At 72.4% G+C, this 16,487-nt stretch carries 19 protein-coding genes and 1 tRNA gene; 9 read left to right on the top strand and 11 right to left on the bottom strand.

Going from position 1 to position 16,487, the window contains the following annotated elements:
• The first annotated feature begins 4 nt into the window (after window positions 1-4).
• Window positions 5-613, top strand: a complete 609-nt coding sequence (locus ACLE50_RS16235; RefSeq protein WP_410944394.1) for a TetR/AcrR family transcriptional regulator — start codon at window positions 5-7, stop codon at window positions 611-613.
• Here the strand turns inward: ACLE50_RS16235 and ACLE50_RS16230 are convergent.
• Together ACLE50_RS16230 and ACLE50_RS16225 are read right to left on the bottom strand one after the other, a co-directional pair.
• On the bottom strand, window positions 610-1,026 hold the full coding sequence (locus ACLE50_RS16230) for a hypothetical protein (protein ID WP_410944393.1): 417 nt from the start codon (window positions 1,024-1,026) through the stop codon (window positions 610-612). The two genes, ACLE50_RS16235 and ACLE50_RS16230, sit on opposite strands and share 4 nt — an antisense overlap.
• A gap of 206 nt (window positions 1,027-1,232) precedes the next feature.
• Window positions 1,233-1,550 carry an ArsR/SmtB family transcription factor gene (locus tag ACLE50_RS16225; protein WP_410944392.1) on the bottom strand — a complete coding sequence of 106 codons (318 nt, stop codon included), beginning with the start codon at window positions 1,548-1,550 and terminating at the stop codon, window positions 1,233-1,235.
• An 86-nt stretch (window positions 1,551-1,636) separates the two neighbouring features.
• On the opposite strand from ACLE50_RS16225, the gene ACLE50_RS16220 reads away from it, so the two are divergent.
• Window positions 1,637-2,728: a cation diffusion facilitator family transporter gene (locus ACLE50_RS16220; protein WP_410944391.1), complete on the top strand. Its 1,092-nt coding sequence runs from the start codon at window positions 1,637-1,639 to the stop codon at window positions 2,726-2,728.
• Here ACLE50_RS16220 and ACLE50_RS16215 read toward each other — a convergent pair.
• The gene (locus ACLE50_RS16215) at window positions 2,715-2,960 is read right to left on the bottom strand and encodes a hypothetical protein (RefSeq protein WP_410944390.1); all 246 of its coding nucleotides are present in this window, start codon (window positions 2,958-2,960) and stop codon (window positions 2,715-2,717) included. The genes ACLE50_RS16220 and ACLE50_RS16215 overlap by 14 nt on opposite strands.
• Before the next feature lie 164 nt (window positions 2,961-3,124).
• On the opposite strand from ACLE50_RS16215, the gene ACLE50_RS16210 reads away from it, so the two are divergent.
• Entirely contained in the window at window positions 3,125-3,505 is a 381-nt protein-coding gene (locus ACLE50_RS16210) for a DUF4870 domain-containing protein (RefSeq protein ID WP_410944389.1), read from the top strand.
• A 153-nt stretch (window positions 3,506-3,658) separates the two neighbouring features.
• A complete protein-coding gene (locus tag ACLE50_RS16205; RefSeq protein ID WP_410944388.1) occupies window positions 3,659-4,864 on the top strand; it encodes an acyltransferase family protein in 1,206 nt (401 codons plus the stop codon).
• Between the two features lie 23 nt (window positions 4,865-4,887).
• On the opposite strand, the gene ACLE50_RS16200 is transcribed toward ACLE50_RS16205, so the two are convergent.
• The 3 genes from ACLE50_RS16200 to ACLE50_RS16190 all read right to left on the bottom strand — a co-directional run bounded on the left by ACLE50_RS16200 (window position 4,888) and on the right by ACLE50_RS16190 (window position 7,467).
• Window positions 4,888-5,370 (bottom strand): hypothetical protein, encoded by a 483-nt coding sequence (locus tag ACLE50_RS16200; protein WP_410944387.1) that lies wholly within the window; start codon window positions 5,368-5,370, stop codon window positions 4,888-4,890.
• Window positions 5,367-6,725 carry an ATP-binding protein gene (locus ACLE50_RS16195; protein WP_410944386.1) on the bottom strand — a complete coding sequence of 453 codons (1,359 nt, stop codon included), beginning with the start codon at window positions 6,723-6,725 and terminating at the stop codon, window positions 5,367-5,369. The genes ACLE50_RS16200 and ACLE50_RS16195 overlap by 4 nt, the downstream gene beginning before the upstream one ends.
• 61 nt (window positions 6,726-6,786) lie before the next feature.
• The gene (locus ACLE50_RS16190; protein WP_410944385.1) at window positions 6,787-7,467 is read right to left on the bottom strand and encodes a response regulator; all 681 of its coding nucleotides are present in this window, start codon (window positions 7,465-7,467) and stop codon (window positions 6,787-6,789) included.
• Window positions 7,468-7,579: 112 nt separating this feature from the next.
• Here ACLE50_RS16190 and ACLE50_RS16185 point away from each other — a divergent pair, with 112 nt between their 5' ends.
• Window positions 7,580-8,341, top strand: a complete 762-nt coding sequence (locus ACLE50_RS16185; protein WP_410944384.1) for an SGNH/GDSL hydrolase family protein — start codon at window positions 7,580-7,582, stop codon at window positions 8,339-8,341.
• 229 nt (window positions 8,342-8,570) lie between these two features.
• Here ACLE50_RS16185 and ACLE50_RS16180 read toward each other — a convergent pair whose 3' ends face one another.
• Window positions 8,571-8,984 carry a helix-turn-helix domain-containing protein gene (locus ACLE50_RS16180; protein ID WP_410944383.1) on the bottom strand — a complete coding sequence of 138 codons (414 nt, stop codon included), beginning with the start codon at window positions 8,982-8,984 and terminating at the stop codon, window positions 8,571-8,573.
• A gap of 87 nt (window positions 8,985-9,071) precedes the next feature.
• Here ACLE50_RS16180 and ACLE50_RS16175 point away from each other — a divergent pair, with 87 nt between their 5' ends.
• From ACLE50_RS16175 to ACLE50_RS16165, 3 genes are all read left to right on the top strand, one after another.
• Window positions 9,072-10,520 (top strand): DHA2 family efflux MFS transporter permease subunit, encoded by a 1,449-nt coding sequence (locus ACLE50_RS16175; RefSeq protein ID WP_410944382.1) that lies wholly within the window; start codon window positions 9,072-9,074, stop codon window positions 10,518-10,520.
• 86 nt (window positions 10,521-10,606) lie between these two features.
• The gene (locus tag ACLE50_RS16170) at window positions 10,607-11,248 is read left to right on the top strand and encodes a class I SAM-dependent methyltransferase (RefSeq protein ID WP_410944381.1); all 642 of its coding nucleotides are present in this window, start codon (window positions 10,607-10,609) and stop codon (window positions 11,246-11,248) included.
• Window positions 11,249-11,622: 374 nt separating this feature from the next.
• The gene (locus ACLE50_RS16165) at window positions 11,623-12,126 is read left to right on the top strand and encodes a DUF3291 domain-containing protein (RefSeq protein WP_410944380.1); all 504 of its coding nucleotides are present in this window, start codon (window positions 11,623-11,625) and stop codon (window positions 12,124-12,126) included.
• Between the two features lie 77 nt (window positions 12,127-12,203).
• Here the strand turns inward: ACLE50_RS16165 and ACLE50_RS16160 are convergent.
• Window positions 12,204-12,275, bottom strand: a tRNA-Asn gene (locus tag ACLE50_RS16160).
• Between the two features lie 181 nt (window positions 12,276-12,456).
• Between ACLE50_RS16160 and ACLE50_RS16155 the strand changes: the two genes are divergently transcribed.
• The gene (locus ACLE50_RS16155) at window positions 12,457-12,663 is read left to right on the top strand and encodes a hypothetical protein (RefSeq protein ID WP_410944379.1); all 207 of its coding nucleotides are present in this window, start codon (window positions 12,457-12,459) and stop codon (window positions 12,661-12,663) included.
• Window positions 12,664-12,750: 87 nt separating this feature from the next.
• Here the strand turns inward: ACLE50_RS16155 and ACLE50_RS16150 are convergent, their stop codons facing one another.
• The 3 genes from ACLE50_RS16150 to ACLE50_RS16140 are packed head-to-tail and all read right to left on the bottom strand — an operon-like array spanning window position 12,751 to window position 16,341.
• The gene (locus ACLE50_RS16150; protein WP_410944378.1) at window positions 12,751-14,925 is read right to left on the bottom strand and encodes a xanthine dehydrogenase family protein molybdopterin-binding subunit; all 2,175 of its coding nucleotides are present in this window, start codon (window positions 14,923-14,925) and stop codon (window positions 12,751-12,753) included.
• The gene (locus tag ACLE50_RS16145; protein WP_410944377.1) at window positions 14,922-15,884 is read right to left on the bottom strand and encodes an FAD binding domain-containing protein; all 963 of its coding nucleotides are present in this window, start codon (window positions 15,882-15,884) and stop codon (window positions 14,922-14,924) included. Before ACLE50_RS16145 ends, ACLE50_RS16150 begins: the two co-directional genes overlap by 4 nt.
• Window positions 15,871-16,341 (bottom strand): (2Fe-2S)-binding protein, encoded by a 471-nt coding sequence (locus tag ACLE50_RS16140; protein ID WP_410944376.1) that lies wholly within the window; start codon window positions 16,339-16,341, stop codon window positions 15,871-15,873. Before ACLE50_RS16140 ends, ACLE50_RS16145 begins: the two co-directional genes overlap by 14 nt.
• Window positions 16,342-16,487: the final 146 nt, after the last annotated feature.

Here is a 16,487-nt window from a genome sequence, read left to right as displayed (position 1 = left end):
ACCCATGGAGAAAGCAGCGGCCGAACGGCTCCCGGCCCGCGAGCGGAACCGGCGCTCGATCCTCGACGCGGCCCAGGACGTGCTGCGCGGGGACCCGGAGGCCTCCCTCGACGACGTCGCCGCCCGCGCCGGTGTCGTCCGCCGCACCGTCTACGGGCACTTCCCCAGCCGGCAGGCACTCGTCGTCGAGCTGGTGCGCGCGGCGACGGCGGAGTTCCTGGAACGAACCGGCCCGGTCGACCCGGAGCCGGTGGATCCGGCCGCCGAGCTGGCCGCGAAGGTGCTGCGGACCTGGAGCGTCTCCCGGCGCTACGGCGCGCTGATCGTCCTCGCCCGCCAGACCGCCGACGACGAGATCCGCGCCGCCATGGCGCCCTACGCCCGCCTGCTCACCCGCCTGATCGACCACGGGCAGCGCGCCTGCGTGTTCACCCGGCACGCCGACGCGGCGACGCTCACCGAGGTGTTGCACAGCGGTGCCGCGGCCTACCTGCACGCCGCGCAGGCGGGGACGTGGGACGGCGACGAGCACGACGTCGCGCTCGGGCACCTGCTGACACTCGGGGTGCCGGTGGACGACGCGCGGGCCGCGGTGGAGCGGGCGGAGCGTTAGACCCGGCCGGTGCGTTCGCGGGGACGCACCAGGTGCGTCAACGAGCTGACCAGCGCCACCAGGGGCACCCCGCCGGCGAGCATCATGAACGCTCCGACCAGCCACAACCCGGTGCTGTCCGTGCTCGCCGCCGTCGCAGCCCACGCCCACATGAACGCGATCGGCATGACCAGCACGACGATCCACACCGGCAGCCGCAGCGTCGCCACGACGCACACCGCGACCAGGCACACGCCGCAGCCGATCACCTGCCAGGCCTCGTAGGGCCCGACGGCCTCCCCCGTCACCGGGTCGATCCGGTAGTCGTGGTCCCAGGCCATCCAGACCCACCAGCACGACGCCGTCGCCAGCGCGAGCACGGCGGCCGCGCCCAACCGTGGGACGAGTCCCCGTACGAGCCGTTGTCCGCTCATGCCCCCACCGTCCCGGTCGTCGCCGCGGCGTCTCACCCGTGGAACTACGGAGCCCGTCGCCGAGGGGTACATGAGAGCTGTTTCCGGGGCTGCCGACAGCTCTGCTGTACCACTCAGCCCTGCACCGCGCCTGTTCACCCGGTCGGATTCGCCACCTGCCTGCATCAGCCAGGAATCCGCCCCGCCAGCGCCGGGTACGGCTGCCGTCAGCCGCCACCCCGGTGATGCGGAATGCCGTGCAGGTCGTGCGCCGCGAACTGGTACGCCTCGGCGACCAGAGCGGCGAGGTGGTCGCTGGTGAGCCGGTAGAGCATCCGGCGCCCGACGCGGTCGGCCGCGACCAGCCCGGAGTGCCGCAGCCGCCCGAGGTGCTGCGACACCGACGACCGCGAGGCGTCCACCTGGTCGGTGAGCTCGCTCACGTCCTGTGGGGCCGTCGCGAGGAGCCGCAGCAGATGCAGGCGGGTCGGATCGGCGAGGTTCCGCAGGACGTCGGCCGCACGGGCGGTCTCATCGCCCGACACCGGCTCCCGCAAGGCATCGGCAGCAGCCATATCATCGTGCGCGCGCATGGTTGCATGATGGCCGTGACCTGCTCATCCTGGCAACCGTGGAGCACACGACGCCGCACGCGGATCACGGTCACCACGAGCACGGCCACGGGCATGGACACGGCCACTCGCACGGGCTCCGCGGATTCGTCGGGTCGCTGTTCCGGCCGCACAGCCACGACGCCGCAGACTCGGTCGACGACGAGCTGGAGTCTCACGCCGACGGCATCCGGGCCGTCAAGATCAGCCTGGTGATCCTGCTGGCGACGACGGCACTGCAGGTGGCGGTCCTGCTGGTCACCGGCTCGGTCGCACTGCTGGCCGACACGATCCACAACTTCTCCGACGCGCTGACCGCGGTGCCGCTGTGGATCGCGTTCGTGCTCGCCGGGCGCGCACCGTCGCGGCGTTACACCTACGGCTACGGCCGCGCGGAGGACCTGGCGGGCGTCTTCGTCGTCACGATGATCGCGCTGTCGGCGGTGGTCGCCGGCTACGAGTCGGTGCGGCGGCTGTTCGCGCCCGAGCCGGTGCAGCACGTCGGCGTCCTGATCGCCGCGGGCGTGATCGGCTTCGTCGGCAACGAGATCGTCGCGGTCTACCGGATCCGCGTCGGGCGGCGCATCGGCTCGGCCGCACTCGTCGCCGACGGTCTGCACGCCCGCACCGACGGGTTCACCTCGCTCGCGGTCGTCGCCGGTGCGCTGGGCGTCCTGGCCGGCTTCCCGCTCGCGGACCCGATCATCGGACTGCTGATCACCGTCGCGATCCTGGTCGTGCTGCGCAGCGCGCTGGTCGACGTCTACCGCCGCCTGATGGACGCCGTCGACCCGGCGCTGGTCGCGACGGCCGAGGTCGCGCTGCGCGACGTGCCGGGCGTGCTCGGCGTCGAGAAGGTGCAGCTGCGCTGGATCGGGCACCGGCTGCACGCCGAGACCGGCCTGACCGTCGATCCCGCCCTGTCGGTCACCGCCGCGCACGCGATCGCCACCGACGCCCACCACGCGCTGCTGCACGCGGTCGCGAAGCTGACCGAGGCGACGGTGCACGTCAGCCCGGCCGGACCCGACGGCGTCGCGCATCACGAGGGACTGCAGCACCATCGCTCCCGGCGGCCGGCGCCGGCGTGCGGAACGGCTACTTCTCGTTGAACCGGTCGCCCGGCGCGTAGGTGGTCGTGGGCTCCTGCCGGGTGGTCGTGGGGCGGCTCCGTTCGGAGCTGCCCGACCTGCCGAACAGAGTGAAGACGAACTCACCGGCGCTGTGGGCCGCCGAGCTGAGACCGTTGCCGACGCGGCCCACGCTCGCCGCGCTCTGCTGCGGGGCCGTGATGATGGCGAACAACACCAGCAGCACCGCGACGGTGATGAGGAACCGGCGCATGGCTCACCACCCTACGGAGTGAATGCGTTCGGGTCTCGCGGGACACACCCTCTCGAGCGCGCGCTCCGGCAGTCCTGCGCGTCACCGCCACCCACCGACGCCGCTTCCCCCACTCCCCGCGCCGCGGCTGGCAGGCTGGTGGCAGCAGAACGAGGGGAAGCTCGATGTCGAATCCGTACGCCACCGGTCCGCACTCCGAGAGCAGCCGCATCGCCGCGATCCTGGCCCACCTCTCGGCGCCCATCGCCGCGGTGCTGAGTGCCGGGTTCCTGAGCCTGCTCGGTCCGCTGCTGGTCTACCTGATCAAGAAGGACGACCCGTACGCACGCCAGGCTGCCGCCGGGGCGTTCAACTTCAACCTGTCGTTCTGGCTGCTCTACCTGATCAGCTGGCTGCTGATCTTCACCGTCGTCGGGGCCCTCATCGGTGCTCCGCTGCTGATCATCCTGTTCGTGGTCTCCCTGTGGTGCCACATCAAGGGAGCGATCCGCTCGTCGAACAACGAGACCTACCGCTACCCGTTCCAGCTGCGGGTGCTGTCCTGAGATGACCCCCGACGAGAGATGACGCCGACGAGCCGACGGCGTCCACGGTGAGCTGACCCGCGGGCCGGGTGCCGGTGCGGCCCCGGCGATCTGCGACGGATCTGCGACAGCATCGGGACCTTGCGGCCGCACCGGAGCGCCACCGTGGTCCCCGTGCCCGCAACCACGCATTCCGGCGCCGTGCCGACGGTGACCGCCACGAACCGGTCCGCGGCGCTGGACGGGCTCCGCGGTGTCGCGGTGCTGGGTGTGCTGGCGTTCCACGTCGACCTGCTGCCCGGCGGGTTCCTGGGCGTCGACCTGTTCTTCGCGCTGTCCGGCTACCTGATCACCGATCTGCTGCTGCGGGAGGTCGCCGCGACCGGGACCGTGTCGTTGCGGGCGTTCTGGGGCCGCCGGGCCCGCAGGCTGCTGCCGGCCACGGCGGTGCTGCTGCTCGTCGTCGGGGCGGGAACCGTCCTGTTCGGCCCGCCGGACCTGGCGCGCTCGACCCTGTCCGACGGCCCGTGGGTCCTGCTGAACCTGCAGAACTGGCACCTGCTCGCCGAGTCGGCGAGCTACTGGGACCGGTTCGGGCAGCAGCGGCTGTTCGAGCACCTCTGGAGCGTGGCCGTCGAGGAGCAGTTCTACCTCGCGTGGCCGCTGCTGGTGGTGCTGCTCGCGCGCGGCGGGAACCGGACCGCCGGGAGCCGCGTGCTCCTGGCCGCAGCGCTGCTGTCGCTCGGCTCGGTGGTGCTGATGGCGGTGCTGGCCGACCCGATCGATCCGACCCGGGTCTACACCGGCACCGACACCCGGGCGTTCTCGCTGCTCGTCGGCGCGGCCGCGGCCACCGGCCCGGTGCAGGCGTTCCTCGCCCGTCTCCCCGGACGGTGGCCCGGCGGGTTGGCAGCGGCCGCTGCCGCCGGGATCGCGGCGGCGCTGCTGCTCGTCGACGGGGAACGGGCGCCGCTGCTGTTCACCGGCGGTCTCGGCCTGTTCTCGGTCGCGGCGGCTCTGCTGATCGCGCTCTGTGTGCAGGCACCGCGGTCGTGGGTGGCCCGCCTGCTCGCCGTCCGGCCGCTGACCGTGGCGGGCCGGATCTCCTACGCCCTCTACCTGTGGCACTGGCCGGTGATCGTGCTGCTCCCGGGCGGCCCGGGAGACCCACTGTGGACGGTCGCGGTGTGCGCGATCTCGATCGGGGCGGCCACCCTGTCGACCGTGCTCGTCGAGGACCCGGTCCGGTTCCGCGCGGGCTGGGCCCGCGGGCGGAGCGGTCTCGCCGTCGTGGTCGCGGTGATGATCGGACTGGCCGTGCTGTGGGCGGTGCTGCCCGTCCCGCCCACGGTCGCGGTGGACGTCTCCCGGCTGGGCTGAGCGGACGGGCTGGGCGGGCGGGCTCAGCGGATCACCGGGCAGCGACGCCTTACGTCCGACTCGGGCGTCGGCTGGACGAACTCCACCCGGACGGTCGTGTCCCGGGCCCCGCCCTCGACCACGTGGACGGCGAGCGCGGTGCAGACGATCTGGTCGATGCCGGCCGGGGTGACGTCCTCGATCGTCAGCGGCACGCGGACGTCGATGCCGGCCGGGGTCAGCACGACACCGGCCCGTCGCACGCCGACCGGAGCGATCCCGGTGCCCAGATCCGAGCCCCCCGGACCGACGAGCAGCAGTGCGAGCGCGTCGGAGATCGTGCCCAGGTGCCCCATCGGGCGGACCTGTCCACGCAGCTCCCCCGCCGGGCCCAGGAAGTACACCGTCGGCCCCGGCGCCACCCCGGTCGGAGCCGGGCCCGCGTCGCTCACACCGGCGGGGGTCACGCCGCACCCGGCGAGCACCAGGAGCAGCAGCCCGCAGGCCGCCCACCGGGCGCCGCTCACCGGTCCCCCGCCTCGCGCGGCAGCCACAGCTCGAAGCGCGTCCCACGGTCCCCGGTCGTCCCCACGGTCAGGTCGCCACCGTGCAGGCGGGCGTTCTCCCGGGCGATCGCGAGGCCGAGCCCGCTGCCCGGGGTGCGGCCGCGGGCCGGGTCGGCCTTGAAGAACCGTTCGAACACCTGCGGGAGCACGTCGTCGGCGACGCCCGGCCCGTGATCGACGACCTCGACCAGCAGCCGATCCGCATCGCCGCCCACCCGCACGACGACCGGCGGGGCCCCGTGCCGCAGCGCGTTGCCGACGAGGTTGGCCACGATCACGTCCAGCCGGCGACGGTCGAGCAGCAGCGGCGGCCCCGGCGGGGCGACGAGCTCGACCTCCCCGGCCCAGCCCCGGGCGCGCAGGCTCTCCCCCACCGCCTCGGCGACGTCCACCGGTTCCCGGCGCAGGGTGGCGGTCCCGGCGTCGAGTCGCGAGATCTCCATGAGGTCCTCCACCAGCAGGACCAGCCGCTGGATCTCGGTCACGGCGAGCTGCACCGACTCGCGGCCGTCGGGCGGCAGGTCGGCGGCCGCGGCGTCCAGCACGTCGGCGACCGCCGTCAGCGTCGAGAGCGGGGTGCGCAGCTCGTGCGAGACGTCGGCGGCGAAGCGGCGCGCATCGTCCTGCATCCGTTCCATCGTGGCCATCGACGCCTGCAGCGAGCCGGCCATGTCGTCCACGGTCCGGGCGAGGTCGGCCAGCTCGTCGGCCCCGGTGGGGGCGGCCCGCGCGGTGAGGTCACCGGCCGCGAGCCGCCGGGCGGTGTCCCGGAGGTCGCGGACCGGCCGCAGCACGCTCCCGGCGGCGAACACCGCGAGGACCACGGCGAACGGCACGGTCAGCGCCGCGGCACCGGCGGCGGCACCGGCGACGCCGCCGACCTCGGTGTCGACGGCGGTGAGATCTCGCGCTGCGTAGACCTCGACGCCGGAGGCCGTCCGGGCACCGTCCACACCGGTCCGCACGATCGGGATGCCGATCACCAGCCACGGCCGCCCGCCGTCGACGACCCGCTCGGTGAGCGTGCGGTCGCCACCCCGGACCCCGGCGCGCAGGGCGTCGGTGACGACCCGGCCGGCGGCCCCGCCCTCGGACTCCCGGTCCCCGGCGACGACGAGCGCGTCCGGGCCCACCGCCGTCCGGAGCCGGTCCAGCGCGTCCCGGTCGGGCGGGAAGGTCAGGGTCGGGGCGAGGGCGGCGACCGAGGAGCCGACGTCGGCGACCAGCCCGCTCTGCAACGACCCGGTCAGCGCCGCACCAGCCGCACCGGCCGCCGCCCACGCCGCCGCAGCGGCACCGGCCACCGTCACCAGCACGAACGCGACGACAAACCGGACGCGCAGCCCACGCGTCCGCAGCCCGGTCCGCGTCCCGGCGTCAGACCGGCCCGAAGCGATAGCCGAACCCCCGCACGGTCTGGACGTACTCCGGCGCCGCCGGGACGTTCTCGATCTTGGCCCGCAGCCGCTGCACACTGTTGTCGACCAGGCGCGAGTCGCCGAGGTAGTCGTGCTCCCACACCTCCTGCAGCAGCTGGCTCCGGCTGAACACCCGGCCCGGCGCCCGCAGCAGGGTCAGCAGCAGCCGCAGCTCGGTGGGGGTCAGCGCCACCGGCTCGTCGCGCACCGACACCGCCAGCGAGGCGGTGTCGACCCGCAGGTCCCGGTGGACGTGCACGGCGCCGTCGGCGGCGGCGGTACCGGCCCGCCGCAGCACGGCGCGGATGCGCGCGTCGAGCACGGCGGGCTGGGCCGGCTTGATCACGAAGTCGTCCGCCCCGGCGGCCAGGCCCCCGACGACGTCGGTGTCCTCGCCGCGGGCCGTCAGCATGATCACCGGGGTCTCCCCGGCCGCCCTGATCCGCCGGCAGACCTCGAACCCGTCCATCCCGGGCAACATCAGGTCGAGCACCACCAGGTCGGGGCGGCGCGCGGCGAACTCACGCAGCCCGTCCTCGCCGGTCCCCGCCGGGTGGACGTCGTGGCCCATTCGGCTCAGCGCGAGCTCGAGACCACGCCGCACGAGCGGATCGTCCTCGATCAGCAGTACCGCAGCCACGACGCCAGTATCGGGTCCCGGACGCGGCCCCGTCACGGTGACGCGCAGGCTGCGACACGACCGCGACACGACGGCGGAGCCGCTGCGACGCACGGGCGGGAGGGTCGGCACCGTGACAACGACTGCGAGACTGATCGCCCTGCTGACCTGTGCACTCCTGACGACCGCGGCCTGTGCCGGGCGGCCCGCCGAGCCGGCGGAGGGAGCGGCAGGCGCCGACGCCGGATCCGGCACCCCGGAGAAGGTGCTGCTCCTCGGCGACTCGGTGGCCGAGGGACTGGCCCTCCCCCTGGGCGCCGCGCTGGACGCCGCCGGGACGGGGTTCGAGTCCCTCGCCGCCGACGGGGGCGGCAACGTCGTCGGACCGTCCGCCGACCAGCAGTGGCCGGAGCTGCCCGGCCGGATCGCCGCAGCCGCACCGACGGTCGTCGTCTACCAGGTCACGACCTACGACTGGGGCACCCCGCAGGAACAGCGGGACGCCTACCAGCGGCTGGCCGACACGGTGTCGGGGACCGGGGCCGTGCTCGCGCTGGTCACGGCGCCGCCGATCCGGCCCGACGACTTCTACGAACCGCACATGGGCGAGCTGGCCGCGACCCGCGACGCCGTCATGGCCGTCGCCGACGGATCCGACGGCCGGGTCGTCGCCCTCGACGCCGCGGAGGTCTGGGGCCCGTCCTATCAGCAGACCCGCGACGGGCTGCCCGATCGCAGCGCCGACGGCATCCACGCCTGCCAGCAGGGGGCGGCCCGGTTCGCCACCTGGCTCGTCGACAAGCTCGCCACGGTCCGGCCGGGGATCGTCCCGGCCGCCCCCGAGCAGTGGGCGAACGCGGGCTGGTCCGCCGACCCGCGGTTCAGGGGCTGCTGAACCGGGCGCCGGCGACGGGCTCGAGCGGCACCCACCCGTGCGCCACCCGCCACGTCCGCCCCGCCCGGCGGTGCCCGACGATCGCGCGCTGCAGCGCGGTCTCCTGTGGCGGGTGTGCCGGGAACGCCCGGCCGATGTGCGAGCAGTCAAGGCTGGGCGCCACATCGCGGACATGGGTTCTCACAGTCAGGATTCGCCCGGAGCCGACAAGCGAAGCAGCTCGACACGGTCACACATGATCTCCCGCTTGGACTGACGGCGGCAGTGACACCGTGGCTCGGAAGCCCGGGCAGATTCCGTTGCCGCGGTAGGGGCAACCGCGAAGGTGGACCAGGTAGTCCCGTGCCTTCTCGAGGCGTTCAAGCTGCTGGTCTACGACTTCGATGGCCTCATCGGCGGTCCGGAGCCAGATGGCTGTGCCTTGTCGGGTCGCGACCAGCTCGCGGATCTGCTCGATGCTCAGAAGACCGGTGTCACGCCACTGCTGGATCGAGGCGATCCGGTAGAGCTGATCGCGATCGTAGCAACGGCGGCCGCCTCGTCGGTGCGACGTGACCAGTCCCCGGTCCTCCCAGAAGCGCAACGTTGACAGCGGCAGATCGAAGTGCACCGCGACTTCGGCGATCGGTGTCAACTCGCTCACCCTGACAGTTGAACTCAAGTGCGGTTGAGCGGGCAAGGTTCGCCTCACCTGATTTCCAGGCCATGTACCTGCAGGAGGAGCGCCCGCATGTCCCAGCTCGACACCGGATCGGCGTCGCCCGCACCTCGGACGACCCGCGTCGGGGTCGCGGTCGGCACTCTCGTCGTATCGGCGTTCGTCATGTTCCTCAACGAGACGGTGCTCAGTGTCGGGTTGCAACGCCTCAGCATCGATCTGTCGGTAAGCACCGTCGCCGTCCAGTGGCTCACCAGCGGGTTCCTGCTCACGGTCGGAGTGGTCATCCCGACCACCGGGTTCCTGCTCGAGCGGTTCACGACGCGATCGGTGTTCCTGGCCTCGATGGGGCTGTTCTGTCTGGGAACGCTGATCGGCGGACTCGCCATCGGCTTCCCGATGCTGCTGCTCGGCCGCGTAGTTCAGGCCGGTGGCACGGCCATGATGCTGCCACTCGTGGCGACCACCGTGATGCGTCTGGTCCCGCCACAGAAGCGCGGAAGCACGATGGGCACGATCGCGGTGGTCGTCGCGTTCGCGCCGGCTCTCGGGCCGACCATCGGCGGCACGATCCTCACCTGGCTGGGCTGGCGGTGGATGTTCTTCGCGATTCTGCCCCTGGCCGCCACCGCACTGATCGCCGGTGCGGCAGCCCTCCACGTCCAGGACCGGCCACGCACTGTCCCGCTCGACGTAATGTCCGTTGTCCTCTCCGCGATGAGCTTCGGCGGAATCCTCTACGGCGTGTCGTCGATCGCGGAGCCGACCGCCCCGCTGCCCCCGTGGATCCCGATCGTCGTCGGTGCGGTGGCGTTGACCATGTTCGTGACGCGGCAGGTATCGCTCCAGCGCGCCGACCGGGCGCTGCTGAACCTGCGGCCGTTCACCAGCCGACGGTTCGTCGTGGCCCTGGTGATTTCCGGGCTTCTGTTCATGTGCCATATCGGAGCAGGGTCGGTTCTCCTGCCCCTCTACCTCCAAACCGTCCTGCATCACAGCACCTTCGCCACTGGACTCCTCCTACTCCCCGGCGGACTGGTTCTCGGGGCCCTGGGCATCCCGGCCGGAAAGCTGTTCGATCACTTCGGCGCGCGGCCGGTTCTCATTCCGGGCACCATCGCCCTGACCACCGCCCTGCTCGGATTCGCCGCCCTCAACGCAGGGGTGCTCATGGTCACGGTCATCGGGATCCACATCGTCCTGATGATCGGAGTCGGATTGATGATGACACCGCTGATGACCGAACCGCTTGCCGCGCTACCGGCGGGGCTGTATGCCCACGGCAGTGCAATCCTGGGCGCCTTCCAACAGATCTCCGGAGCGTTCGGCTCGACGCTGTTCGTCACCGTCGCCTCGATCGGAGCCGGCGGCACGAACACTGCTGGTCCGGCAGGGATGCGGCTCGCCTTCGTCGTCGCGGGAGCCATCGGAGGGCTCGCACTGGCCGGTGCCCTTTTCACCCGTGGACGGTTGGCCACCGTCCCCGCGGTTGTCGGCCCCGACCACCCGGATCAAGCGTAGAGGCTGGACCGACAGGTTGCTCTCGTCGACCTACGGTCGAGCGGCACGACGCTACAGCTGCTCGCGAGCGGCCTACCGTGTCGCCCATGTCTGACACCTGGCTGTCCGATACCCGCTCGTCGTACGACACCGACGCCGCCGGATACGCCGAGAAGGTCCGTGGCCTGCTCGGCGACAATCCCTACCTGCGCGCGGGCCTCGGCTTGTTCGCCGAGTCGGTACACAACGCCGGTGGCGGCCCGGTCGTCGACGTCGGCTGCGGGCCCGGCTACGTCACCCGCCACCTCCAGGACACCGGAGTGGACGCATTCGGCATCGACCTCTCACCAGAGCTGATCGCGATCGCTCGCCGCGACTACCCGGGGCTCCGCTTCGAGGTGGGGACGATGACCGACCTCGACCTCGCCGACGACTCGGTCGCCGGCCTACTGGCGTTCTGGTCGATAGTCCACGTGCCCGACCACGCCCTCCCCGGAGTGTTCGGACAGTTCCGCCGGGTCCTGCGCCCCCGAGCACCGCTACTGGTCGGCTTCCACGTCGGTGACGAAACACAACACACGTCCGAGGGCTACACGGGCCGACCGATCAACGTCGAGAGCTACCACCGCCAGCCGAGCACGGTCGCGGGCCGGCTCCGGGACGCGGGGTTCACCATTGAGGCCGAACTGGTCATCAGACCGGATGAGGACGTCCCGGGGGCCATCATCTTCGCGCACAGCCGGCCCTGACCGCTTGGGTCTCGAAGGTTTGCTCGACGAAGTCCAGGAACTTCGCTGTCCCCTTCACCACTACGTAGGGGGTCAGCGTGGACTTCCCACCGGGAATGCTCGTCGCCATGTCAGTTCGTCCTTCGTTCGGCTGCGGATCGTCGCATCTCTGCTTCGTCCGCTGAGCATCAAAGAGAAGGCGGTCAAGCTCTGTCCTCGATGATTCGGGCCCCGTTACATCGTCTGGGCAGCAACGGGCACTCCCGTCTCGGGCCGGCAGCCCCGCGGGCTCGGGGGACCGACCGAAGGCGGCATGCACCCGAGCCCAGCTGGATACCGGGCGCGGGAGACCAAGGCTGGCGCCGCGTGGCCGATCCGGCCTAGCGTGCTCCCCGATGAGCAGCTGGGAACTTGCACAGGTCAACATCGCTCTGCCCGTCGTACCGCTGTCCGAGCCCGAACTCGCCTGGTTCGTGGACGCACTCGACGCCGTGAACGCCGTCGCTGACGCGGCACCCGGCTTCCGGTGGCGCCTCCAGACCGAGGACGGGGACGCCACCGCCGTACGCGCCTTCGACGACGACCGCCTCATCGTCAACATGAGCGTGTGGGCGTCGGTGGAGACGCTGGCCGACTTCGCCTACCGGGACCCAGCGCATCTCGCGGTCCTGCGACGCAAGCGCGAGGGGTTCACCCGGCTCGGCTCCGCGCATCAGGTCCTGTGGTGGGTTCCGGCGGAACATCGGCCGACCGTGGCGGAAGCCGAGCAGAGACTGACGCTGCTCCGCGAGCACGGACCGACACCGGAGGCGTTCACGTTCCGCACGACGTTCCCGCCACCCACCGGCGCCGACGAGGGCCCACTCAGCGGTCACGACGACTGGTTCTGCCACGCCTGAACCCGCGAGGCCCCGTCGAAAACAAGAAAGCCGGTCCCTCACCTTGATCGGTGATGACCGGCTGACCTGGGATAATGCTCCTCCGACTGGATTCGAACCAGTAACCGCCCGATTAACAGTCGGGTGCTCTGCCGTTGAGCTACGGAGGACCGTCTCACCGCCTGGACCGTGTCCCGGCGACGGGAAGAACTCTACAACACCGTCCGGAGCGCCCCGGCCACCCCCCGTTCGACTGTCGTTCCCGCTGGTCACGGTCCGCGGGACGCCGGAGCGGGTACCAGAGGGGGTGCCCGGGGCGTCCGGGTACGGTCGCCATCGGAGGTGAGGGGAATGGTGAGGTTCCTCGTGGGGGTCGCCGTCGGGTACGTCCTGGGCACCAAGGCCGGGCACGAGCGCTACGAGCAGCTCGTCAAGGTCTACCACCGGGCCGCGGACCACCCGGCCGTGCAGGGCGCCGCCGGTGTCGCGCAGGCGGGCGTCGAGAGCGCCATCGGCAAGGTGCGCGGTGGACGCAACGGAGGCGACGGCCGGGCCTGAGCCGGCCCGCATCCGGGTCCCACCACCCCGTCGCCGGCGCAGCAGCGCGGTGACGGGACCCGGTGCGTCTCAGTCGTCCAGCAGGTCTCAGTCGTCCAGCAGGTCCTCGAGCATGATCGGGATGTGCCGGACCCGGACGCCGGTCGCGTTGGCGACCGCGTTCGCGACGGCCGCCGCCATGCCGACGACGCCGATCTCGCCGAGCCCGCGGGCCCCGACCGGGTTGTGCAGCGTGTCCGGGTGGTGGACGAACTCCACGTCGATCTCGGGGATGTCGGCGTTCACCGGGATCAGGTAGCTCGCGAAGTCGCCGTTGGCGAACCGGCCGGTGCGCTCGACCTCCAGGCCCTCGTGCAGCGCCGCCGAGACGCCCCAGATCATGCCACCGGAGATCTGGCTGCGGGCCGCCTGCGGGTTGATGATCCGCCCGGCGTCGAACACCCCGAGCATCCGCGACACCCGGATCTCGCGCGTCCAGCGGTGCACCCGCACCTCGCAGAACTGCGCGCCGAACGAGCTGAACGAGTGCTTGGTCAGCTCCTCCCCCGCCGCCGACGACCCGACCGCCGCGACCGACGCCTGCCCAGTCGCCCGCAGTACCTCGCCGAAGGTCATCGTGGCGCCGTCCGGGCCGAACACGCGCCCGTCGGCGTAGGTGACGTCGGCTCCGGCGAACGGCCCGCCGGGGCCGGCCGCCGCCTCGAGCAGCCGGTCGATCACCTGCGGGCCGGCGATCATGATCGCCGAGCCTGCGCTGGCCGTCGCCGTCGATCCGCCGGAGAAGCCGCCCGCAGGCAGCGCGGAGTCCCCGAGCCGCGGCGTGACCCGCGCCGGGTCGATGTCGAGGGTCTCCCCCGTCACCAGCGACAGCACCGTCAGCAGGCCGGTGCCCGGGTCGGCACCGCTGGTGGCGACCTCGGCGGTGTCGTCGTCGCGCAGGGTCACCCGCACCGACGCCGGGAACCGCAGTGCCGGGAACATCGCCGTCGCGACGCCGACCCCGACCTGCCAGTCCCCCTCGACCCGGCCCTGTGGCGCCCGCGCCGACCAGCCGAAACGCGCCGCGCCGAGCGCGAAGCAGTCGTCGAGGTGCTTGCTCGACCACTGCAGGTCCCGCCCGGGCGGGGCGACCGAGCTGTTGCGCAGCCGCAGCTCGATCGGGTCCATGTCGAGTGCGACGGCCAGCTCGTCGATCGCGCTCTCCAGCGCGAACGACCCCGGCGCCTCACCCGGCGCGCGCATGAAGCTCGTCGTCGGGACGTTGAGCGGCACCATCTTCTGACTGATCGACAGGTTCGGCGTGGCGTACCACTCGCGCGACGTGCCGTGCGAAGTCGGCTCGACGAACGCCCGTGCCATCGGCGTGCTCGACCACGAGTCGTGGCGCAGCGCGACCAGCGTGCCGTCCTTCTCCGCGCCGACGCTCAGCTTCTGCACCGTCGCCGGCCGGGTCGACGTCGCGGTGAACACCTGCTCGCGGGTCAGCGCCGCCTTCACCGGGAGCCCGAGCACGCGCGCGGCCGCGGCGGCCAGGAACGCCGGTGGCGACACCGCCTTGCCACCGAACGCACCGCCGACGTAGGGGTTGAGCACGTGCACCGCGTCGTGCTCGACGCCCAGCGCGTCGGCCATCAGCACCGCGACCAGGTCCGACGCCTGGTTGCCGGTGTAGAGGGTCAGCACGCCGTCGTCCCAGACGGCGACCGCGGAGTGCGGCTCCATCGCGGCGTGGTTCTGCGTCGCCGTCGCGTACGTCGCCTCGACGACGACCGGGGCGGCGGCCAGCGCGTCGTCGAAGGACTCCACGCCCTCGGCCAGCACCTCCAGCTCCGCCGGGGATCCGTCCATCGCGGGCGGGGCCTGTTCGGCCGTCGCGAGACCGTCAGACATCGACGTGACCGCGGGCCGCTCGCGGTAGGTGACCGCGATCGTGCCCGCCGCGTCGCGGGCCTGCTCGTAGGTCTGCGCGACGACGAAGCCGATCGGCTGACCGTGGTAGTTGACCTCGGTGTCCTGCAACGGGACCCAGACGGTGCCGAGCATCGGGTTCTGCGGCGCGGTCAGCTCCAGCGGCGCGAACGGCGTGTACACCGCGAGCACGCCGGGCGACGTCTCCGCGGCCGCGACGTCCATGGCCTCGACCTCGCCCGCGGCGATCGTGCTGGTCACGACGTAGCCGAAGACGGTGCCGGGCGGGGTGTTATCGGACCCGTAACGGGCCCGGCCGGTGACCTTCAGCGGTGCTTCCAGGCGGGCGCTCACGCGGTCTCCTCCGTGGCCTCGAGCAGGGCGCGGACCACGGTCCGGCGCACCAGCGGGATCTTGAACGCGTTGTCCGGCAACGGCCGGGCCCCGTCGGCGGCGAGCTCGGCCGCGGCGGCGAACGCCTCCTCGGTCGCGGGCGCGCCGCGCAGCGCGTCCTCCACCGCGGGCAGCCGCCACGGCACGGTCGCGACACCCCCGACGGCGACCCGGGCGTCGGCGACGACCCCGTCGCGGACCTCGAGGGCGACCGCCGCGGAGCACAGCGCGAACTCGTAGGACGCCCGGTCGCGCACCTTCACGTAGGTGCCGTGGGTGAACGCGTCGTGGCGGGGCACGACCACCTCGGCAATCAGCTCGCCGGGCCGCAGGTCGTGCTCGCGCTCGGGGGTGTCACCGGGCAGCAGGAAGAAGTCGGCGACGGCGACGATGCGCTCCCCGTCCGGCCCGACCAGCCGCAGCCGGGCGTCGTGGGCGACCAGGGCGACGGCGAGATCGCTGGCGTGGGTGGCGACGCACGCGTCGGAGGTCCCCAGGATCGCGTGCATCCGGTTCGCACCGGCGATCGCCGGGCAGCCGCTGCCCGGGTCGCGCCGGTTGCACGGCTCGGCGACGTCCCGGAAGTAGCTGCAGCGGGTGCGCTGCACCAGGTTCCCGCCGATGGAGGCCATGTTGCGCAGCTGCTGGGACGCGCTGAGCAGCAGCGCTCGCGCGATCGATGTCGGCGTCGCGGGGTGCGCGGCGACGTCACTCATCCGCTCCAGCGCCCCGATCCGCAGGCCGTCGGCGGTGTCGGTGATCCCGCGCAGCGGCAGCGCGTTGATGTCGACGACCTCGCGCGGGGTCAGGACGTCGAGCTTCATCAGGTCGACGAGCGTGGTGCCGCCGGCGAGGTAGGTGCCGGAGCTGCCCAGCGCGGCGTCGAGGTTCTCGGGTGCGGTCAGCTCAAACGCGCGCATCGGCGGTGCTCCTCGTCCGCTCGGCGGCCTGCTCGATCGCCGCGACGATGTTCGGGTACGCCGAGCACCGGCAGAGGTTGCCGGACATGAACTCCCGGACGTCGTCGACGTCCTGCTCGACGGCGGCGACGGCCGACATGACCTGACCGGGTGTGCAGAAGCCGCACTGCAGGGCGTCGCAGTCGGCGAAGGCCTGCTGCACCGGGTGCAGCGCCTCGCCCTCGACGGACAGTCCCTCCACCGTGGTCACGGGTTCCCGCACGGTCGCGGCGAGGGTCAGGCAGGACAGCACCGGCCGCCCTCCGACGTGCACGGTGCAGGCCCCGCACTGGCCGCGGTCGCAGCCCTTCTTGGGGCCGGTGACGCCGAGCCGCTCGCGCAACGCGTCCAGCAGCGTCACGCCGGGGTCGACGTCCAGTTCCTCGTGGTTGCCGTTGATCTCGAGCGAGATGTCCACTGGCTCTCTTTCCCGCGGGCCCCGGCCGGGATCGGCCGTCATCGGGGCCCGGTGGTGGTCGGGTGGTGGTGTGGCGCGCCACAGGGAACGCTAGCGGATAGTTATCCGCTCGGCAACGTGCGCGGGTCCGGCACACCCGTGGACTA

It is taken from the genome of Pseudonocardia phyllosphaerae (assembly GCF_046546475.1).
GTDB lineage: Bacteria > Actinomycetota > Actinomycetes > Mycobacteriales > Pseudonocardiaceae > Pseudonocardia > Pseudonocardia phyllosphaerae.
The sequence above is the reverse complement of the archived record's forward strand: the minus strand, read 5'-3'. Positions and strand labels throughout refer to the sequence as shown.

Coding starts and splice junctions, on each gene's coding strand:
- ACLE50_RS16235 (WP_410944394.1), top strand. CDS start 5: ATGGAGAAAGCAGCGGCCGAACGGCTCCCGGCCCGCGAGCGGAACCGG.
- ACLE50_RS16230 (WP_410944393.1), bottom strand. CDS start 1,026: ATGAGCGGACAACGGCTCGTACGGGGACTCGTCCCACGGTTGGGCGCG.
- ACLE50_RS16215 (WP_410944390.1), bottom strand. CDS start 2,960: ATGCGCCGGTTCCTCATCACCGTCGCGGTGCTGCTGGTGTTGTTCGCC.
- ACLE50_RS16210 (WP_410944389.1), top strand. CDS start 3,125: ATGTCGAATCCGTACGCCACCGGTCCGCACTCCGAGAGCAGCCGCATC.
- ACLE50_RS16175 (WP_410944382.1), top strand. CDS start 9,072: ATGTCCCAGCTCGACACCGGATCGGCGTCGCCCGCACCTCGGACGACC.
- ACLE50_RS16170 (WP_410944381.1), top strand. CDS start 10,607: ATGTCTGACACCTGGCTGTCCGATACCCGCTCGTCGTACGACACCGAC.
- ACLE50_RS16165 (WP_410944380.1), top strand. CDS start 11,623: ATGAGCAGCTGGGAACTTGCACAGGTCAACATCGCTCTGCCCGTCGTA.
- ACLE50_RS16155 (WP_410944379.1), top strand. CDS start 12,457: ATGGTGAGGTTCCTCGTGGGGGTCGCCGTCGGGTACGTCCTGGGCACC.
- ACLE50_RS16145 (WP_410944377.1), bottom strand. CDS start 15,884: ATGCGCGCGTTTGAGCTGACCGCACCCGAGAACCTCGACGCCGCGCTG.